This window comes from Mesorhizobium sp. B3-1-9, from assembly GCF_006439595.1.
Classification (GTDB): domain Bacteria; phylum Pseudomonadota; class Alphaproteobacteria; order Rhizobiales; family Rhizobiaceae; genus Mesorhizobium.
The window spans coordinates 1-14098 of record NZ_VFTJ01000026.1 but is presented as its reverse complement, the minus strand read 5'-3'; the positions used below and the strand labels follow the sequence as shown (position 1 = coordinate 14098).

Sequence of the window (14098 nt, the reverse complement as noted above, 5' to 3'; positions counted from 1 at the left end):
TCTCGGATGCAGCATGCTCAGGCCGCCTTCTTCTCGGCGGAGCCGGCGTTCATGGTGCTCTGCTCAACGGCATCGATCGTCGGACGCTCGTAGGAGGATATGGTCTTGCGGCCGAATTCGATCGCCACCTGCGGCAAGGCGCCGTTCATATACGCAAGCAGCGTCTGCTTGACGATGATGTAGAGGCGATTCTTCTTTTCGCGCACCGTCTTGATCTTTGTGGCGACCGGACCGACCACCGCATAGGACAGGAAGATGCCGAGGAAGGTCCCGACGAGTGCCGCGCCGATCAGGCCACCGAGGATTTCGGGCGACTGGTCCAGCGCGCCCATCGCCTTCACCACGCCGAGCACAGCCGCCACGATGCCCAGCGCCGGCAGGCCGTCGCCGACCGCGACCATCGCGTGATAGGCTTTCAGCTTGTCGGTGCGGATCGTCTGGATCTCTTCGTCCATCAGCGCTTCGATCTCATGCGAGCGGGCATTGCCGATGATGATGATGCGGCAATAGTCGCAGATGAAATTCGTCAGGTCGTGGTTCTTCAGCACGGTCGGAAAAGCCTGGAAGATGGCCGACTCCTCCGGATTGTCGATATGCGCCTCGACTTCGCTGCGCGACTTCGAGCGCAGTTCGCGCATCAGGCTGTGCAGGACGCCCAGCGTCTCGAGGTAGTCGCGCTCCTTCGGCACCGCCTGCTTGAAGGCTTCGAGAATACCCTTGCCGGTGTCCTTGACCGTCTTCATCGGATTGGCGACGAGGAAGGTGCCGAGCGCGGCGCCGCAGATGACCACCGCTTCCCATGGCTGCATCAGCACATGCAGATGCCCGCCCATGGCCATGAAGCCGCCGAGGACGCAGCCGAGCGTCACCACAAGTCCGATCAGAATGCCCACGACAGGTCCTTCCGCATGTCACGTCGTGATCAGGGATAGTCCTCGTGCCTTGTGTGAGGCTTGAATCGAAGGCCGCAAACGCGATTCAGCTTCGCGCAAGGAAGTGACGTTATTGTGCAGGGATAGCTTCGGCCGGAGGCGTATCCTTGCTCAGTACCTACACCAGCTACCAGTTGATCGCGAAAGACATCAACAAATCGATCGTCCAGGTTGAGAAACAGCCGACGGTCGATCGCGATACGCAGTATTATCTGGCCAATATCGGCAAGGTTACATCGATCGACGATTTCGTAAACAATGATCGCCTGTTCAAATATGCCATGAAGGCTTACGGGCTGGAGGACATGGACTATGCCAAGGCCTTCATGGTCAAGGCGCTGAAGGAAGGCATCTCCGACGCCGACAGCTTCGCCAACAAGCTGACCGACAAGCGCTACGCCCAGTTCGTCGCTGCCTTCAACTTCGCGGCCGATGGCACCAGTGCGACGATCTACAACCCGACACAGCAGCAGGTTACGGCGAACTACGCCACACAGGCCGAGATCGCCGGCCTTGATCCGGATTCGGACTATGTAAAAGGCGAGACGACCTACTATCTCGCCAATATCACCAAGGTGAAGTCGATCGACGATCTGATGTCGAACGACCGGCTCTACACTTACGCGCTGGCCGCGTTCGGCCTGGATTCGGCCACCGAGGACAAGGACCTCATCAAGTCCGTCCTGCAAGGCGGCGTGAAGGATCCCGACAGCGTCGCCAACCAGCAAACCAACAAGGCCTATGCCGGGCTCGCCGCCGCTTTCAACTTCGCACAGTACGGCGACACGACCACCACTCGCGTTGCGGCGCAGCAGCCGACCGTCGACATGTATCTGCGCCAGACATTGGAAGAGAATGCCGGCCAGACCAACGAAGGCGTGCGGCTGGCGCTTTATTTCCAGCGCAAGGCGCCGGACATCACCAGCTGGTACGACGTGCTCGCCGACACCGCTTTAGCCAGCGTGGTCCGCGCAGCGCTCGGCCTGCCCGATTCCTTTGCCACCGCCGACATCGACAAGCAGGCGCAGCTCTTCGAGCAGAAGCTCGACATCTCGGACTTCACCGACCCCGAGAAGCTCAGCAAGTTCCTGACCCGCTTCACCAGCATGTACGAGATCAACCACCCGACCTCGACGGCGGTGACGTCTGTCAGCGTGCTCTTCGCGCAGCCGACCAGTGTCGGCATCTCCACCGATCTGATGATGGCCATGCAGCAGTTGAAGTTCTGAGAAGATCATGCAGGACAGTCTTTACGTCGCCCTTTCCTCGCAGATCGCGCTCGAGCGCCGTCTCGACACCATCGCCGATAACGTCGCCAACGCCTCGACCATCGGCTTTCGCGCCACCGGCGTGAAGTTCGAGGACGTGGTCTCGGGCACCGGGCCGAAGTCGGTCTCCTTCGCCTCCTCCGGCAAGACCTATCTTTCCGGCGCGCATGGCGCGCTGACCGAAACCGGCAATCCGTTCGACTTCGCTATCCAGGGCGACGCCTGGTTCGCCATCGAGACGCCCGCCGGCACGGTGATGACCCGCGACGGCCGCTTCTCCATGAACGAGAACGGCGAACTGATGTCGATCGAAGGCTATCCGGTGCTGGACAGCGGCGGTGCTCCGATCCAGCTCGATCCGCGCAACGGCCCGCCCAAGGCGGGCGCCGACGGCTCGCTCAGGCAGAACGACCAGTTGGTCGGCGCCATCGGTCTCTACAATTTCGACCCCGGCGAGAATTTCGTCCGCTATGGCAATTCGGGCATCGTTCCGGCGCGCACGCCCGAACCCGTCACCGATCGCTCGGACGTCGGCGTCGCTCAAGGGTTTCTGGAAGAGTCGAACGTCAATCCGGTTCTGGAAATGACCCGGCTGATCCAGGTGCAGCGCGCTTTCGAGAACACGGCGGCGCTGATGCGGCAGACCGATTCCTCCACCGACGACGCGATCAAGACGCTCGGCTCGAAGTGACGGCATGACGACCGGCTCGTCCCTGTTGCGCGCTTCCGAGGGCCCGGCGGATACCGGACGGACCGACAGGCTGGCCGCGCTCGAACGCGTCTGGCGGCGGTTCGACGATCCGCAGGCACTGCTTGCGCGCGGCGGCCGCGTCGCCGAGATTTCGCCGACGCATTACAAGGTTCGCGGCCTGTCCGGAATTGCCAGGCTCGGCGACATCGTCGAGCAGCGCGGCAAGGCCGGCGCACGCCGCGGCGAGATCGTCAAGATCGGCAGCGACGAGGTGGTGGTCGCGCCGTTCGAGCGCAGCACCGATGCCGGCATCGGCGATGCCGTCTTTCGCCGCGGTCCGCTCGCGGTCACGCCGCATGTCTCCTGGCGCGGGCGCGCGATCGACGCCTTGACCCGCGTCATTGACGGCGGTCCGCCGCTGATCAGGCCGAATGCAGCCGATGCCGCGCACAGCGCGACGCCCGGCGCCCTGGCGCGCCAGCGCGTCGGCACCGGCTTCCTCACCGGCGTCAGGGTGATAGACATCTTCACGCCGCTCTGCTTCGGCCAGCGGCTTGGCATCTTCGCCGGTTCCGGCGTCGGCAAGTCGACGCTGCTTGCGATGCTGGCCGGCGCCGAGGCCTTCGATACGGTGGTCGTGGCGCTGATCGGCGAGCGCGGCCGCGAGGTGCGCGAATTCCTCGAGGATACGATCGGCGCCCAGAACATGGCCAAGACCGTCGCCGTCGTCGCCACCAGCGACGAAAGCGCCATGATGCGCCGGCGCGCGCCCGACACGGCCATGTGCGTGGCCGAGCATTTCCGCGACCAGGGCCATCGCGTGCTGCTGGTGCTGGACTCCATCACACGCTTCGCGCATGCGCTGCGTGAGGTGGCGACCGGAACGGGCGAGCCGCCGGTCGCGCGCGGCTATCCGGCCTCGGTCTTCACCGACCTGCCGAAGTTGCTCGAACGCGCCGGGCCGGGGGCCGAAGGCCCCGGGGTTAAAGGTAAGGGTTCGATCACCGCCATCATTTCCGTGCTGGTCGACGGCGACGACCACAATGATCCGGTCGCCGACTCGGTGCGCGGCATCCTCGACGGCCATGTCGTGCTCGACCGCGCGCTCGCCGAGCAGGGTCGTTATCCGCCGGTCAATCCGCTGTCGTCGATCTCGCGCCTTGCCGACAAGGCCTGGAGCGCCGAGCAGCGCATGCTGGTGACAAGGCTGAAATCGATGATCGCGCGCTTCGAGGATACACGCGACATCCGTCTGCTGGGCGCTTACCAGAGCGGCGCCGATGCCGAACTCGACAACGCGGTGCGCCAGGTGCCGCTGATTTACGAGGCGCTCACGCAATCGCCGAGGGACCGCGCATCGACCGATCCGTTCGCCGACCTCGCCCGCCATCTCAAGGGGAAGCTGAATGGCGATCAAGGAGACTGAATTCCAATACACCGAGCGTATGTTGCGCGACATGCTTGCCGAGGCCGAGGCGGCGGAAAGAGCCGAGGCGGGCGCGGCAAGACTTGCCAAGGACAGGGCCGCGCTCGCCAGGACGGAGAAAGCAACGGCGCTTCCGACCAGAGCCGACAAGCCGCATCCGCCGCGGACATCCACTGCCGACATGGCACAGGCCAGCCGCGATTCGTTGCTCGATGGCCTTTTTCCCCGCACCCAATGGCCCGAGCCGCCGAAAGCCCAGTTCCCGCGCCTCACCGACAAGAGCGCCGACCGCCGCAGCGATTTAGTCATCGCCGCGCTCGGCATCACGCTCGGCCTGATCTGCGCGCTGTTCCCCTGGTATATCTTCTTCAACCAGGAGCAGTTCGGCGTTCAGGCCATCAAGTTCGGCGGCAGCGGCAGCAACTCCGGACGCGCCGGCGGCGGCATCGTGGCCGAACGCAGCGGACCGCTGACGGCCAAGGACGTTCCCAATGCCGATATCGACCTGTTCGCCACCGGAACGGTGCAGGACGATCCCGCGCCACCGCCGGGCGACCAGCCCTTCCCCGCCGCCGCTTCGGAATTCAAGATGGTGCATGTCGCCAACGGCCGCGCCATGATCGAGGACGATACCGGTCTGTGGATCGTCCAGCGCGGCTCGGTTCTGCCCGATTCCAGCCGCGTCGCCTCGATCGAGCAGCGCGGCGGCAAGTGGGTGATCGTCACCAGCACCGACAAGGTGATCCAGCTCTCCAAGTAAGAACCCGGGCCTTACAGCTCGTCCCGCGCAAGGTCCGCGCAAGACTGGCCGCCTAGTCTTGTGCGTACTTGCCCGGGAGATTCCCATGGAACCCGTAAATCTTTTCGATCTTGCCACGCGGCAATCGCAATGGCTGGCCGTGCGCCAGTCGGCGATTGCCTCGAATATCGCCAATGCCAACACGCCGGGCTACACGGCCAATGACGTCGAGCCCTTCGAAAAGGTCCTCGACCGCACCGCCGTGACGCTTGCCGCCACGCAGACTGGCCACCTTGGCGCCGAAACGGCCCATGCCGGCTTCAACGTCAGGCCGGAAGACGCTGACGGCGCGATCATGCCGTCGAAGAACACCGTGGTCCTCGAACAGGAGCTGATGAAGGCCGGCGAGGTGCGCCGCTCCTTCGAGCTCAACACGGCGATCGTCAAGGCCTTCCATTCGATGATGACGATGGTGGTGAAGAGCTGATCATGGATGCGCTGACTGCAGCCCTCAAGGTCGCGGCTTCCGGTCTTGGCGCCCAGTCGGAGCGCCTGCGCGTGGTCTCGGAAAACCTAGCCAACGCCCAATCGACCGGCAGCACGCCTGGCGCCGAGCCCTATCGTCGCAAGACGATCACCTTTCAGTCCGAGGTCGACCGCGCAACCGGCGGCTCGCTGGTGGAAGTCAGCGCGATCTCCCGCGATCCTTCGGACTTCCCGATCGAATTCCAACCCGGCAACGAAGCCGCCGACGACAAGGGGTACGTCAAGATGCCCAACGTCAACACGTTGGTCGAAATGGCCGACATGAGCGAGGCGAACCGCTCCTATGAAGCCAACCTGCAGGTGATCAAGCAGGCTCGCGATCTGATTTCCATGACCATCGACCTGATGAGGAACCAGTAATGATCGGCGGTATCGGGGCAATACAATTCAAAACGGCGGTCGATGGAGCGGAACAGGCTTCACCGGGTCTGCTGCAGGGCGGTGTTGGAACGCAGGCCGGCGAAAGCGTCGGCAGCACCTTCGCCGAAGTCCTCGGCCAGGCGGCGACGAAGACCGTCAACACGCTGCAGGGCGCAGAGCAGATGTCGATACAGGCGCTCAAGGGCGATGCCGACACGCGCCAGGTCGTCGATGCGGTGCTGAGCGCCCAGCAGGCGCTGCAGACCACCATCGCGATCCGCGACAAGGTCGTCTCGGCCTATCTCGAAATCAGTCGCATGAGTATCTAGGAGCGCGTCATGAAAGCCCTTGCGATCGCCGCCACAGGCATGAACGCCCAGCAGACCAACCTGGAAGTCATCGCCAACAACATCGCCAACATCAACACCACCGGCTACAAGCGGGCGCGGGCCGAATTCTCCGACCTGCTCTACCAGGTCGACCGCACGCAGGGCGTGCCCAACCGCTCCAACACCTCGCTGGTGCCGGAAGGCGTCTCGATCGGTCTTGGCGTCAAGACCACGGCGGTGCGCAACGTCCACACGCAAGGTGAATTGGCCAGCACCGGCAACAGCTTCGACCTGGCGTTGACCGGCAGGGGCTGGTTCCAGATCGAGGGTGCCGACGGCGGCACGCTCTATACCCGCGCCGGCGCCTTCAACACCAATGCCACCGGGCAGCTCGTGACCGCCGACGGCGCCAACGTCATCCCGGCCATCACCGTGCCGACCGACGCCGTCGAGGTGATCGTCAACAAGACCGGCCAGGTCTTTGCCCGCATCGACGGCCAGACCGACCTGCAGCTGCTCGGCCAGCTTCAGATCGTCAACTTCGCCAATGAGGCGGGCCTGGCGCCGCTCGGCGACAACCTTTTCCAGGAAACGGCTGCCTCCGGCCCGGCCAATGTCGGCGTTCCCGGCGATCCGGGCTTCGCCACGATCCAGCAGGGTTATCTCGAGTCTTCCAACGTCGATCCAGTCAAGGAGATCACCGAGCTGATCTCTGCCCAGCGCGCCTACGAAATGAATTCCAAGGTCATTCAGGCCGCCGACGACATGGCCTCGGTGGTCTCCAAGAACATCAGGTAACGGATGATGGCCGGGCCGATCTCCTCCGCACTCCGTCGCGCCGCGCTGGCCACCGCCCTGGTGGCCGCCGGCACGCCGGCTTTCGCGCAGGACGCGACCGGCCAGTCGGCAAACCAGATCGCCGCCGGCCAGGCCGTCGGCGAGGCCGTGCTGATCCCCAACCGGGTCATCTATCCCGGCGAGACCATCGAGCCCGCCTCGCTCAAGCAGGTGACGCTCATCCCCGGCAAGCACAAGCCGGACGGCATGGCGACGCGCTCCGAGGAACTCCAGGGCAAGGTCGCCAAGCGCACGCTTCTGCCCGGCCGGTATATCCCGGTCAGCGCCATCCGCGACGCCTGGCTGGTCGAGCAGGGCGCTTCCGTACAGGTCTATTTCACCGCCGGCGCGCTCACCATTTCGGCCGCCGGCGTCACGCTGCAGCCAGGTGCTGCCGGCGACCAGATCAAGATCCGCAACATCGACAGCGGCAAGATCATCTCGGGCACGGTGATGGCCGACGGCACCGTCAAGGTCGGCGCTTCGTGATGCGCGTCCTTCTCCTTTTGCTGAGCGCGGCCATCGGCCTGCAGCCGGCATTGGCGGATGGGCTGACGCCCAAGGCCAAGCGCGAGCTCGCGCAGAAGAACGGCGGCGTCTACGACGATCCGGAATACGATCCGGCCACCACCACGCGCATGTTCCGGGTCTCGACCGGGCCGAGCACGCTGCCGCCCGGCCAGGTCGCCGCGCGCATCAAGGACATCGCCCAGCTGCAGAGCGCGCGCGACAACCAGCTCGTCGGCTACGGCCTGGTCATCGGCCTCGCCGGAACCGGCGACAGCCTGCGCAACTCGCCCTTCACCGAACAGTCGATCCGCGCCATGCTGGAGAATCTCGGCATCGCCACCGAAGGCGGCAGCGCGCGCGCCAAGAACGTGGCCGCCGTCATCGTCACCGCCAACATGCCGCCCTTCGTCCAGTCGGGCAGCCGCATCGACATCGATGTCTCCTCGATGGGCGACGCCACCTCGCTCGCCGGCGGCACGCTGGTGATGACGCCGCTGAAGGCAGCCGATGGTGAAATCTATGCCGTCGGGCAGGGCTCGGTGATCGTCGGCGGCTTCACCGCCCAGGGCCAGGCCGAGCAGTTGACGCAAGGCGTACCGACCGCCGGCCGCGTGCCGAACGGCGCCATCGTCGAGCGCTCGGTGCCGGCCGAATTCGACGATCAGGGCGTATTGACGCTGCAATTGCGCAATCCCGATTTCTCCACCGCCATCCGCATCGCCGACGCCATCAACGATTACACCTCGCAGCGCTTCGGCATGCGGGTCGCCGCGGAACGCGACGCCCGCACGGTGCAGATCAGGCGGCCGAAGAACGTCTCCGCCGCGCGTTTTTATGCCGAGATCGAAAATCTGGTCGTCGAATCCGACGCCCCTGCCCGCGTCGTCATCGACGAACGCACCGGCACCATCGTCATCGGCAGCAATGTCAGGATCTCGCGCGTGGCGATCAGCCATGGCACGCTTACGGTGCGCATCACCGAAGCGCCGAAGGTGGTCCAGCCGGAACCCTTCTCCAGGGGCGAGACCGCGGTCGAGCCTTTCACCGCCATCGAGGCAAGCCGGCCCGACGCGCGCGTTGCCGTGCTCGACGGTCCCGATCTCGAAACGCTTGTATCCGGCCTCAATCGCCTCGGCGTGAAGCCCGACGGCATCATCGCCATCCTGCAAGGCATCAAATCGGCCGGCGCCTTGCAGGCCGACCTGGTTCTCCAATAGGCACGCCGATGACCGCGCTTTCCTCCCCAACACCCCGCCGTCACCTGAGCTTCTGCGCCATCGGAGCAGTGGTCGCTCTGCTTGGCGGGACGGCCTCCCATGCAGACGAGGTACGACAGGTGTTGCCGGGCGGTCAGGCGCCGGTTCAGCCGGCCCAGCTCACACACGAAAGCGCGCCGCTTCAGCCGGCTGCGCTCGCGGCCGGCAAGGCGCCTGACGAAAGCGAGGTCCAGCGCTTCTGCTCCAACATCGCCGACGCCGCGCGCGACCGCCGCTACGCGCTTCAGGCCGAGGAATTGAAGCAGCTGCAGGCCGGCATCGACGAACGCATGAAAGCGCTCGAGGCAAAGCGGGCCGAATACGAGGAATGGTTGAAGCGCCGCGAAGTGTTCCTGGCGCGCGCCGAGGACGGCGTCGTCAAGATCTATGCCGGCATGAAGCCCGACGCCGCCGCCGAACGGCTGGCGATGGTCAATGCCGAGCTCGCGGCGGCCATCCTGATGAAGCTCGATTCGCGCAAGGCCGGCGTCATCTTGAACGAAATGGACCAGAAGGCGGCAGCGACGCTCACCGGCATCATGGCCAGCGCGGCGCGAAGGGTTGATCCGTCATGAAGTTGAAATTCTTTGTCCTCGTCGCGGTTGCGGCATTGTCCGGCTGCGGCACCAATTTCAAGGAGATCGGCCGGGAGCCCGCTCTGTCGCCGGTCGGTTCCGGCATCGGTGAGGGCGGTTCCGGCCCCTACAGCTACCCCGAGCCGCCTGCCTCGCGGCCAAAGAAATTCTCGCTGTGGGACGATCGCCAGAGCCGGCTCTTTACCGATCCGCGCGCGCTGCGCGCCGGCGACATCCTTACCGTCAACATCAAGCTCAATGACCGGGCCAATTTCAAGAACCAGAACGACCGCAGCCGCACCGCCGCGCGCAAGCTCGGCTACGACGTCAATCTCGGCTGGGAAAACGCAAGCACCAGCGGCAAGGGCGACGCCGGCCTGAGCTCCAGCACCGAGACCAATGCCGACGGCGAGATCAAGCGCTCGGAGGACATCGCCCTCAACGTCGCCGCCGTCGTTACCGAGGTGCTGCCCAACGGCAATCTGATGATCAGGGGCTCGCAGGAGGTCCGCGTCAACTACGAGCTTCGGGTGCTGACCATCGCCGGCATGGTTCGTCCGTCCGACATCGGCGCGGAGAACACCATCCCCTACGAGCGCATCGCCGAGGCGCGCATTTCCTATGGCGGCCGAGGCCGTGTGAGCGAGGTCCAGCAGCCGGCCTATGGCCAGCAGGTCCTCGACCAGGTTCTTCCCTTCTAGGACCGGAGAGCGCTGCCGTGGCCAATGTCGAGCAGGTCCAGCCCAAGAAGGGACCTTCCCTGGTGATCCAACTCGCCATGCTGTTGGTCATAACGGGCGCGGCGGTCGGCATGGGCTGGCTTTCCGGCGGCTATCTCAAGCAAGGCGAAACGCCGGCACCGGTGCCCGCGGCACCGGAAAACGCCGGCACCGCGGAAAAACCCGCCGAAGGCGGCAAGGCGGCCGCCGGGCCGGCGCTGGTTCAGCTGGCGCCGATCACCACCAATCTCGCCTCACCGTCGGACGTCTGGATCCGGCTGGAGGCGTCGCTGCTCTACGATGCTCCCCAGCCGCCGGAAATAGCCGAGCAGATCCACCAGGACCTGCTCGCCTATGTGCGCACGCTCAAGCTGCACCAGATCGAAGGCGCCAGCGGCTACCAGCATCTCAAGGCCGATCTCGAAGAGCGCGCGGCGCTGCGCAGCGGCGGCCACGTCAAACAGGTTCTCGTCAGGACGATGCTGCTCGAATGAGAAAGTTCCTCATAGCCACGGCGCTCATCGTCGTCACCACTTCCGTCGCCGCGGCCCAGCAGCTCGATCTTGGCGGCATCGGCAAAGCCGACGGTACGACCGTCGGCTATCTGATCCAGATGTTCGGCCTGCTCACGGTGCTTTCGGTGGCGCCGGGCCTCTTGATCATGGTGACGAGCTTCACCCGCTTCGTCATCGCCTTCTCGATCCTGCGCGCCGGCATCGGCCTGCAATCGACGCCGGCCAACCTGATCCTGATCTCGCTCTCGCTGTTCATGACCTTCTATGTCATGGCGCCGACCTTCGACCAGGCCTGGAACACCGGCGTCAAGCCGCTGATGGACAACCAGATCACGCAGGCCGAGGCGTTCGAGAAGATTTCCGGCCCGTTCCGCGACTTCATGCTGCACAATGTGCGCGACAAGGACTTCGACCTCTTTGCCGACCTCGCCCGAGAGCGCGGCCAGACCGTCTCGCGCGAGAGCGTCGACCTGCGCATCCTGGTGCCGGCCTTCATGATCTCGGAGATCCGCCGCGGCTTCGAGATCGGTTTCCTCATCGTCCTGCCCTTCCTCGTCATCGACCTCATCGTCGCCACCGTCACCATGGCCATGGGCATGATGATGCTGCCGCCGACGGTGGTATCGCTGCCGTTCAAGATCCTGTTCTTCGTGCTGATCGACGGCTGGAACCTTCTGGTCGGCAGCCTGGTGCGATCCTTCACCTGATCGTTCCCGCCGGACCGCGCAAGTGTGCCGCGCCAAGCCTCGACGGCTTGAGGAAAGTGCGCGCAAGCCTTCCAACATTATTTTCGATTAACCGTCCGATTTAGGTCTTTGGTAGCAACTTGCCGCCATAGTCGCCTGCAGATGGCGGGTGATCGGGTTCACAGATCATTGGCATGATGCCGCACCGTCATACCGGACATGCCGGTATGTCAAAAAAATCCGTGTAAAAACAAGGTACGTGTACCATGGCCAGTATCATGACCAACGCCTCGGCGTTGACCGCTCTGCAGAGCTTGAACGCCACCCAGAAGAACCTCGACACCACCCAGGCCCGCATCTCGACGGGCTATCGCGTTTCCCAGGCTTCCGACAACGCCGCTTACTGGTCGATCGCCACCACGATGCGCTCCGACAACCAGGCCATGTCCACCGTTTCGGACGCTCTCGGCCTCGGCGCCTCGAAGGTCGACACCGCCTACACCGGCATGGACAGCGCGATCTCGACCATCAACCAGATCCAGCAGAAGCTCACCGCTTCGTATGGCCAGACCGATGCTTCCAAGGAAAAGACCCAGGTCGAAATCGCCGCTCTTCAGAAGCAGTTGAAGGCCTATGCCGATGGCGCCACCTTCTCCGGCACCAACATGCTGTCGGTATCGACGGCTTCGGGCACGGCGGCGGACGTCAAGATCGTATCGGCCTTCAACCGCGGCGCCACCGGCTCGGTTTCGATCTCGACGATCGACGTCAACGTGGAAAGCATCAAGCTCTATGACGCAGGCGCTGCCCCGACCGCGAAGGGCATCCTCGACACAGAGCGTCTCGGCACCACCGGCGCCGCTGTCGCCGCGGCCTCGGCCCCGACCCTGGGCGCTGCTGCCGCTGCCACCGACACTTATTCGGTCGCCGGCCTGAAGATCTTCTCCGGTACCACCGCTGCAAGCGACACTCAGATCCAGGCGATGATGAACGTCGTCGACGCCGCGCTGAAGGACATGACGAACGCCGCCACCAAGCTCGGCGCCGCCAAGAGCTCGATCGACCTGCAGAAGACCTTCACCTCGAGCCTGATGGACTCCATCGACCGCGGCGTCGGCCAGCTTGTCGATGCCGACATGAACAAGGAATCGACCCGCCTCCAGGCGCTGCAGGTCCAGCAGCAGCTCGGCGTCCAGGCGCTGTCGATCGCCAACGGTTCGTCGCAGTCGATCCTGTCGCTCTTCCGCGGCTGATCGCTCTATACTGACCAGGCTAAAGCATCGGGCCGCGCCAAAAGCGCGGCCCGATTTTCGTTTGCTCAAGGCCCGCGCAACCCTCGTTTCTTAACTTCTCGAAAGCCTACTTTTAACAGGCCATTAACCATATCGCGCTAGATATGGTTAACCAACGACTTACGACAGGTTGTCGAGTCGGCCCGACCGGCACGACCGCAACCGGTGGGCAGGCCGGACCTGGCCTGTGTGGCATGCCGGCCTTTGAGAAGGAGCGAGTTTCTTGGCGAGCATCATGACGAACGCTGCGGCGTTGACTGCACTTCAAAGCCTCAACGCCACCAACAAATCGCTCGAGCAGACGCAGGCCAGGATCTCGACCGGCTACCGGGTCTCCGAGGCCTCCGACAACGCCGCCTACTGGTCGATCGCCACCACCATGCGTTCCGACAACTCGGCGCTGTCGACCGTGCAGGACGCGCTCGGCCTCGGCGCCTCGAAGGTCGACACCGCCTATACCGGCATGAACAACGTCCTTTCGACGATTGGCCAGATCAAGACCAAGCTTTTGTCGGCTGTGGGCCAGTCGGGTGCCAACAAGGCCAAGACGCAGACCGAAATCACCACGCTGCAGGCGCAGATGAAATCCTTCGCGGACGCCGCCACCTTCTCGGGCTCGAATTATCTTTCGGTGACGTCGACGCAGGTCGCGGCCGCCAATGACGGCGTCCAGGCCGACGCCAAGATCGTCTCCTCGTTCAATCGCTCCTCGTCCGGCGCCATCTCTCTCGGCACCATCGACATCGATGTCGAGAGCACCAAGCTGTTCGATTCCGGCCTCGCGACGGCGGTCAAGAACCAGGGCATTCTTGATCGCAAGACTTCGATCTATTCCACCGCCGCGGACCAGTCGGCATATGACGCCGCCTATGCGGCCTCGATCGCCGGCGGCGCCACCGACATCGCCGCCAACACCGCCGGTCAGGCCGCTGTGACGGGCACGCCCGTCAAGATCGACAACGTCTCCGCCTTCAATCTCGACATCACGGCAACGGGCGTGACCGACGACATCATCACGCAGATGGTCACCAAGATCGACAACGTCATGAGTCAGCTTACTGACGCCGCTACCGTGCTCGGCGCCGCCAAGAGCTCGATCGACCTGCAGAAGACCTTCACGCAGAGCCTGATGGACTCCATCGACCGCGGCGTCGGCCAGCTCGTCGATGCCGACATGAACAAGGAATCGACCCGCCTCCAGGCGCTGCAGGTTCAGCAGCAGCTCGGCATCCAATCCCTGTCGATCGCCAACAGTTCCTCGCAGTCGATCCTGCAGTTGTTCAAGAACGGCTAAGCCGCGGGATTATTCCCACCAGAAAAAGGCCGCGCCTGAGGCGCGGCCTCAGACTGCTGACAAACCTCTGGCATTTGCCGGGGGTTTTTGATTCACTGGGTCATGTTGAAGCGACCCGCCCCT

The 14098-nt window shown here is 64.2% G+C and carries 17 protein-coding genes; 16 read left to right on the top strand and 1 reads right to left on the bottom strand.

Translation table 11 applies throughout. From position 1 onward, the window contains the following. Positions 1-17: 17 nt before the first annotated feature. Positions 18-893 carry a flagellar motor stator protein MotA gene (gene motA / locus FJW07_RS28805; protein ID WP_140642105.1) on the bottom strand — a complete coding sequence of 292 codons (876 nt, stop codon included), beginning with the start codon at positions 891-893 and terminating at the stop codon, positions 18-20. A 146-nt stretch (positions 894-1039) separates the two neighbouring features. On the opposite strand from motA, the gene FJW07_RS28800 reads away from it, so the two are divergent. The 16 genes from FJW07_RS28800 to FJW07_RS28725 all read left to right on the top strand — a co-directional run bounded on the left by FJW07_RS28800 (position 1040) and on the right by FJW07_RS28725 (position 13975). Next, positions 1040-2161, top strand: a complete 1122-nt coding sequence (locus FJW07_RS28800; RefSeq protein WP_140859593.1) for a DUF1217 domain-containing protein — start codon at positions 1040-1042, stop codon at positions 2159-2161. 7 nt (positions 2162-2168) lie between these two features. Beyond that, positions 2169-2891: a flagellar basal-body rod protein FlgF gene (gene flgF, locus FJW07_RS28795; protein ID WP_140859592.1), complete on the top strand. Its 723-nt coding sequence runs from the start codon at positions 2169-2171 to the stop codon at positions 2889-2891. Between the two features lie 4 nt (positions 2892-2895). Further along, on the top strand, positions 2896-4317 hold the full coding sequence (fliI, locus tag FJW07_RS28790; RefSeq protein WP_140859591.1) for a flagellar protein export ATPase FliI: 1422 nt from the start codon (positions 2896-2898) through the stop codon (positions 4315-4317). Beyond that, a complete protein-coding gene (locus FJW07_RS28785) occupies positions 4298-5077 on the top strand; it encodes a hypothetical protein (protein ID WP_140859590.1) in 780 nt (259 codons plus the stop codon). Before fliI ends, FJW07_RS28785 begins: the two co-directional genes overlap by 20 nt. An 85-nt stretch (positions 5078-5162) precedes the next feature. After that, on the top strand, positions 5163-5543 hold the full coding sequence (gene flgB, locus FJW07_RS28780; RefSeq protein WP_140642115.1) for a flagellar basal body rod protein FlgB: 381 nt from the start codon (positions 5163-5165) through the stop codon (positions 5541-5543). A 2-nt stretch (positions 5544-5545) separates the two neighbouring features. Further along, positions 5546-5962, top strand: coding sequence for a flagellar basal body rod protein FlgC (gene flgC, locus FJW07_RS28775; protein WP_140642117.1), 417 nt, complete (start codon positions 5546-5548; stop codon positions 5960-5962). After that, positions 5962-6291 carry a flagellar hook-basal body complex protein FliE gene (locus tag FJW07_RS28770; RefSeq protein ID WP_140642120.1) on the top strand — a complete coding sequence of 110 codons (330 nt, stop codon included), beginning with the start codon at positions 5962-5964 and terminating at the stop codon, positions 6289-6291. Before flgC ends, FJW07_RS28770 begins: the two co-directional genes overlap by 1 nt. A gap of 9 nt (positions 6292-6300) precedes the next feature. Further along, entirely contained in the window at positions 6301-7089 is a 789-nt protein-coding gene (gene flgG, locus FJW07_RS28765) for a flagellar basal-body rod protein FlgG (protein WP_140642123.1), read from the top strand. A gap of 6 nt (positions 7090-7095) precedes the next feature. Continuing rightward, positions 7096-7617: a flagellar basal body P-ring formation chaperone FlgA gene (gene flgA / locus FJW07_RS28760; protein WP_181181535.1), complete on the top strand. Its 522-nt coding sequence runs from the start codon at positions 7096-7098 to the stop codon at positions 7615-7617. Positions 7618-7766: 149 nt separating this feature from the next. Further along, positions 7767-8855, top strand: coding sequence for a flagellar basal body P-ring protein FlgI (locus FJW07_RS28755; RefSeq protein ID WP_226892228.1), 1089 nt, complete (start codon positions 7767-7769; stop codon positions 8853-8855). A gap of 8 nt (positions 8856-8863) precedes the next feature. After that, entirely contained in the window at positions 8864-9469 is a 606-nt protein-coding gene (locus FJW07_RS28750; RefSeq protein WP_246680891.1) for a MotE family protein, read from the top strand. Next, positions 9466-10170, top strand: a complete 705-nt coding sequence (flgH, locus tag FJW07_RS28745) for a flagellar basal body L-ring protein FlgH (RefSeq protein WP_140642128.1) — start codon at positions 9466-9468, stop codon at positions 10168-10170. Before FJW07_RS28750 ends, flgH begins: the two co-directional genes overlap by 4 nt. A gap of 17 nt (positions 10171-10187) precedes the next feature. Next, on the top strand, positions 10188-10682 hold the full coding sequence (locus FJW07_RS28740; protein WP_140642130.1) for a flagellar basal body-associated FliL family protein: 495 nt from the start codon (positions 10188-10190) through the stop codon (positions 10680-10682). Next, entirely contained in the window at positions 10679-11410 is a 732-nt protein-coding gene (gene fliP / locus FJW07_RS28735) for a flagellar type III secretion system pore protein FliP (RefSeq protein ID WP_140642132.1), read from the top strand. Before FJW07_RS28740 ends, fliP begins: the two co-directional genes overlap by 4 nt. Before the next feature lie 245 nt (positions 11411-11655). After that, positions 11656-12642, top strand: a complete 987-nt coding sequence (locus tag FJW07_RS28730; RefSeq protein WP_140642134.1) for a flagellin — start codon at positions 11656-11658, stop codon at positions 12640-12642. Between the two features lie 262 nt (positions 12643-12904). After that, a complete protein-coding gene (locus tag FJW07_RS28725) occupies positions 12905-13975 on the top strand; it encodes a flagellin (protein WP_140859589.1) in 1071 nt (356 codons plus the stop codon). Positions 13976-14098 lie beyond the last annotated feature (123 nt).

Bases quoted from the DNA above. Each gene is read 5' to 3' on its own strand.
- FJW07_RS28730 (WP_140642134.1), top strand. From the start codon at position 11,656: ATGGCCAGTATCATGACCAACGCCTCGGCGTTGACCGCTCTGCAGAGC.
- flgC (WP_140642117.1), top strand. From the start codon at position 5,546: ATGGATGCGCTGACTGCAGCCCTCAAGGTCGCGGCTTCCGGTCTTGGC.
- flgF (WP_140859592.1), top strand. From the start codon at position 2,169: ATGCAGGACAGTCTTTACGTCGCCCTTTCCTCGCAGATCGCGCTCGAG.
- flgA (WP_181181535.1), top strand. From the start codon at position 7,096: ATGGCCGGGCCGATCTCCTCCGCACTCCGTCGCGCCGCGCTGGCCACC.
- fliP (WP_140642132.1), top strand. From the start codon at position 10,679: ATGAGAAAGTTCCTCATAGCCACGGCGCTCATCGTCGTCACCACTTCC.
- FJW07_RS28755 (WP_226892228.1), top strand. From the start codon at position 7,767: ATGTTCCGGGTCTCGACCGGGCCGAGCACGCTGCCGCCCGGCCAGGTC.
- flgB (WP_140642115.1), top strand. From the start codon at position 5,163: ATGGAACCCGTAAATCTTTTCGATCTTGCCACGCGGCAATCGCAATGG.
- flgH (WP_140642128.1), top strand. From the start codon at position 9,466: ATGAAGTTGAAATTCTTTGTCCTCGTCGCGGTTGCGGCATTGTCCGGC.
- fliI (WP_140859591.1), top strand. From the start codon at position 2,896: ATGACGACCGGCTCGTCCCTGTTGCGCGCTTCCGAGGGCCCGGCGGAT.
- flgG (WP_140642123.1), top strand. From the start codon at position 6,301: ATGAAAGCCCTTGCGATCGCCGCCACAGGCATGAACGCCCAGCAGACC.
- FJW07_RS28770 (WP_140642120.1), top strand. From the start codon at position 5,962: ATGATCGGCGGTATCGGGGCAATACAATTCAAAACGGCGGTCGATGGA.
- FJW07_RS28785 (WP_140859590.1), top strand. From the start codon at position 4,298: ATGGCGATCAAGGAGACTGAATTCCAATACACCGAGCGTATGTTGCGC.
- FJW07_RS28750 (WP_246680891.1), top strand. From the start codon at position 8,864: ATGACCGCGCTTTCCTCCCCAACACCCCGCCGTCACCTGAGCTTCTGC.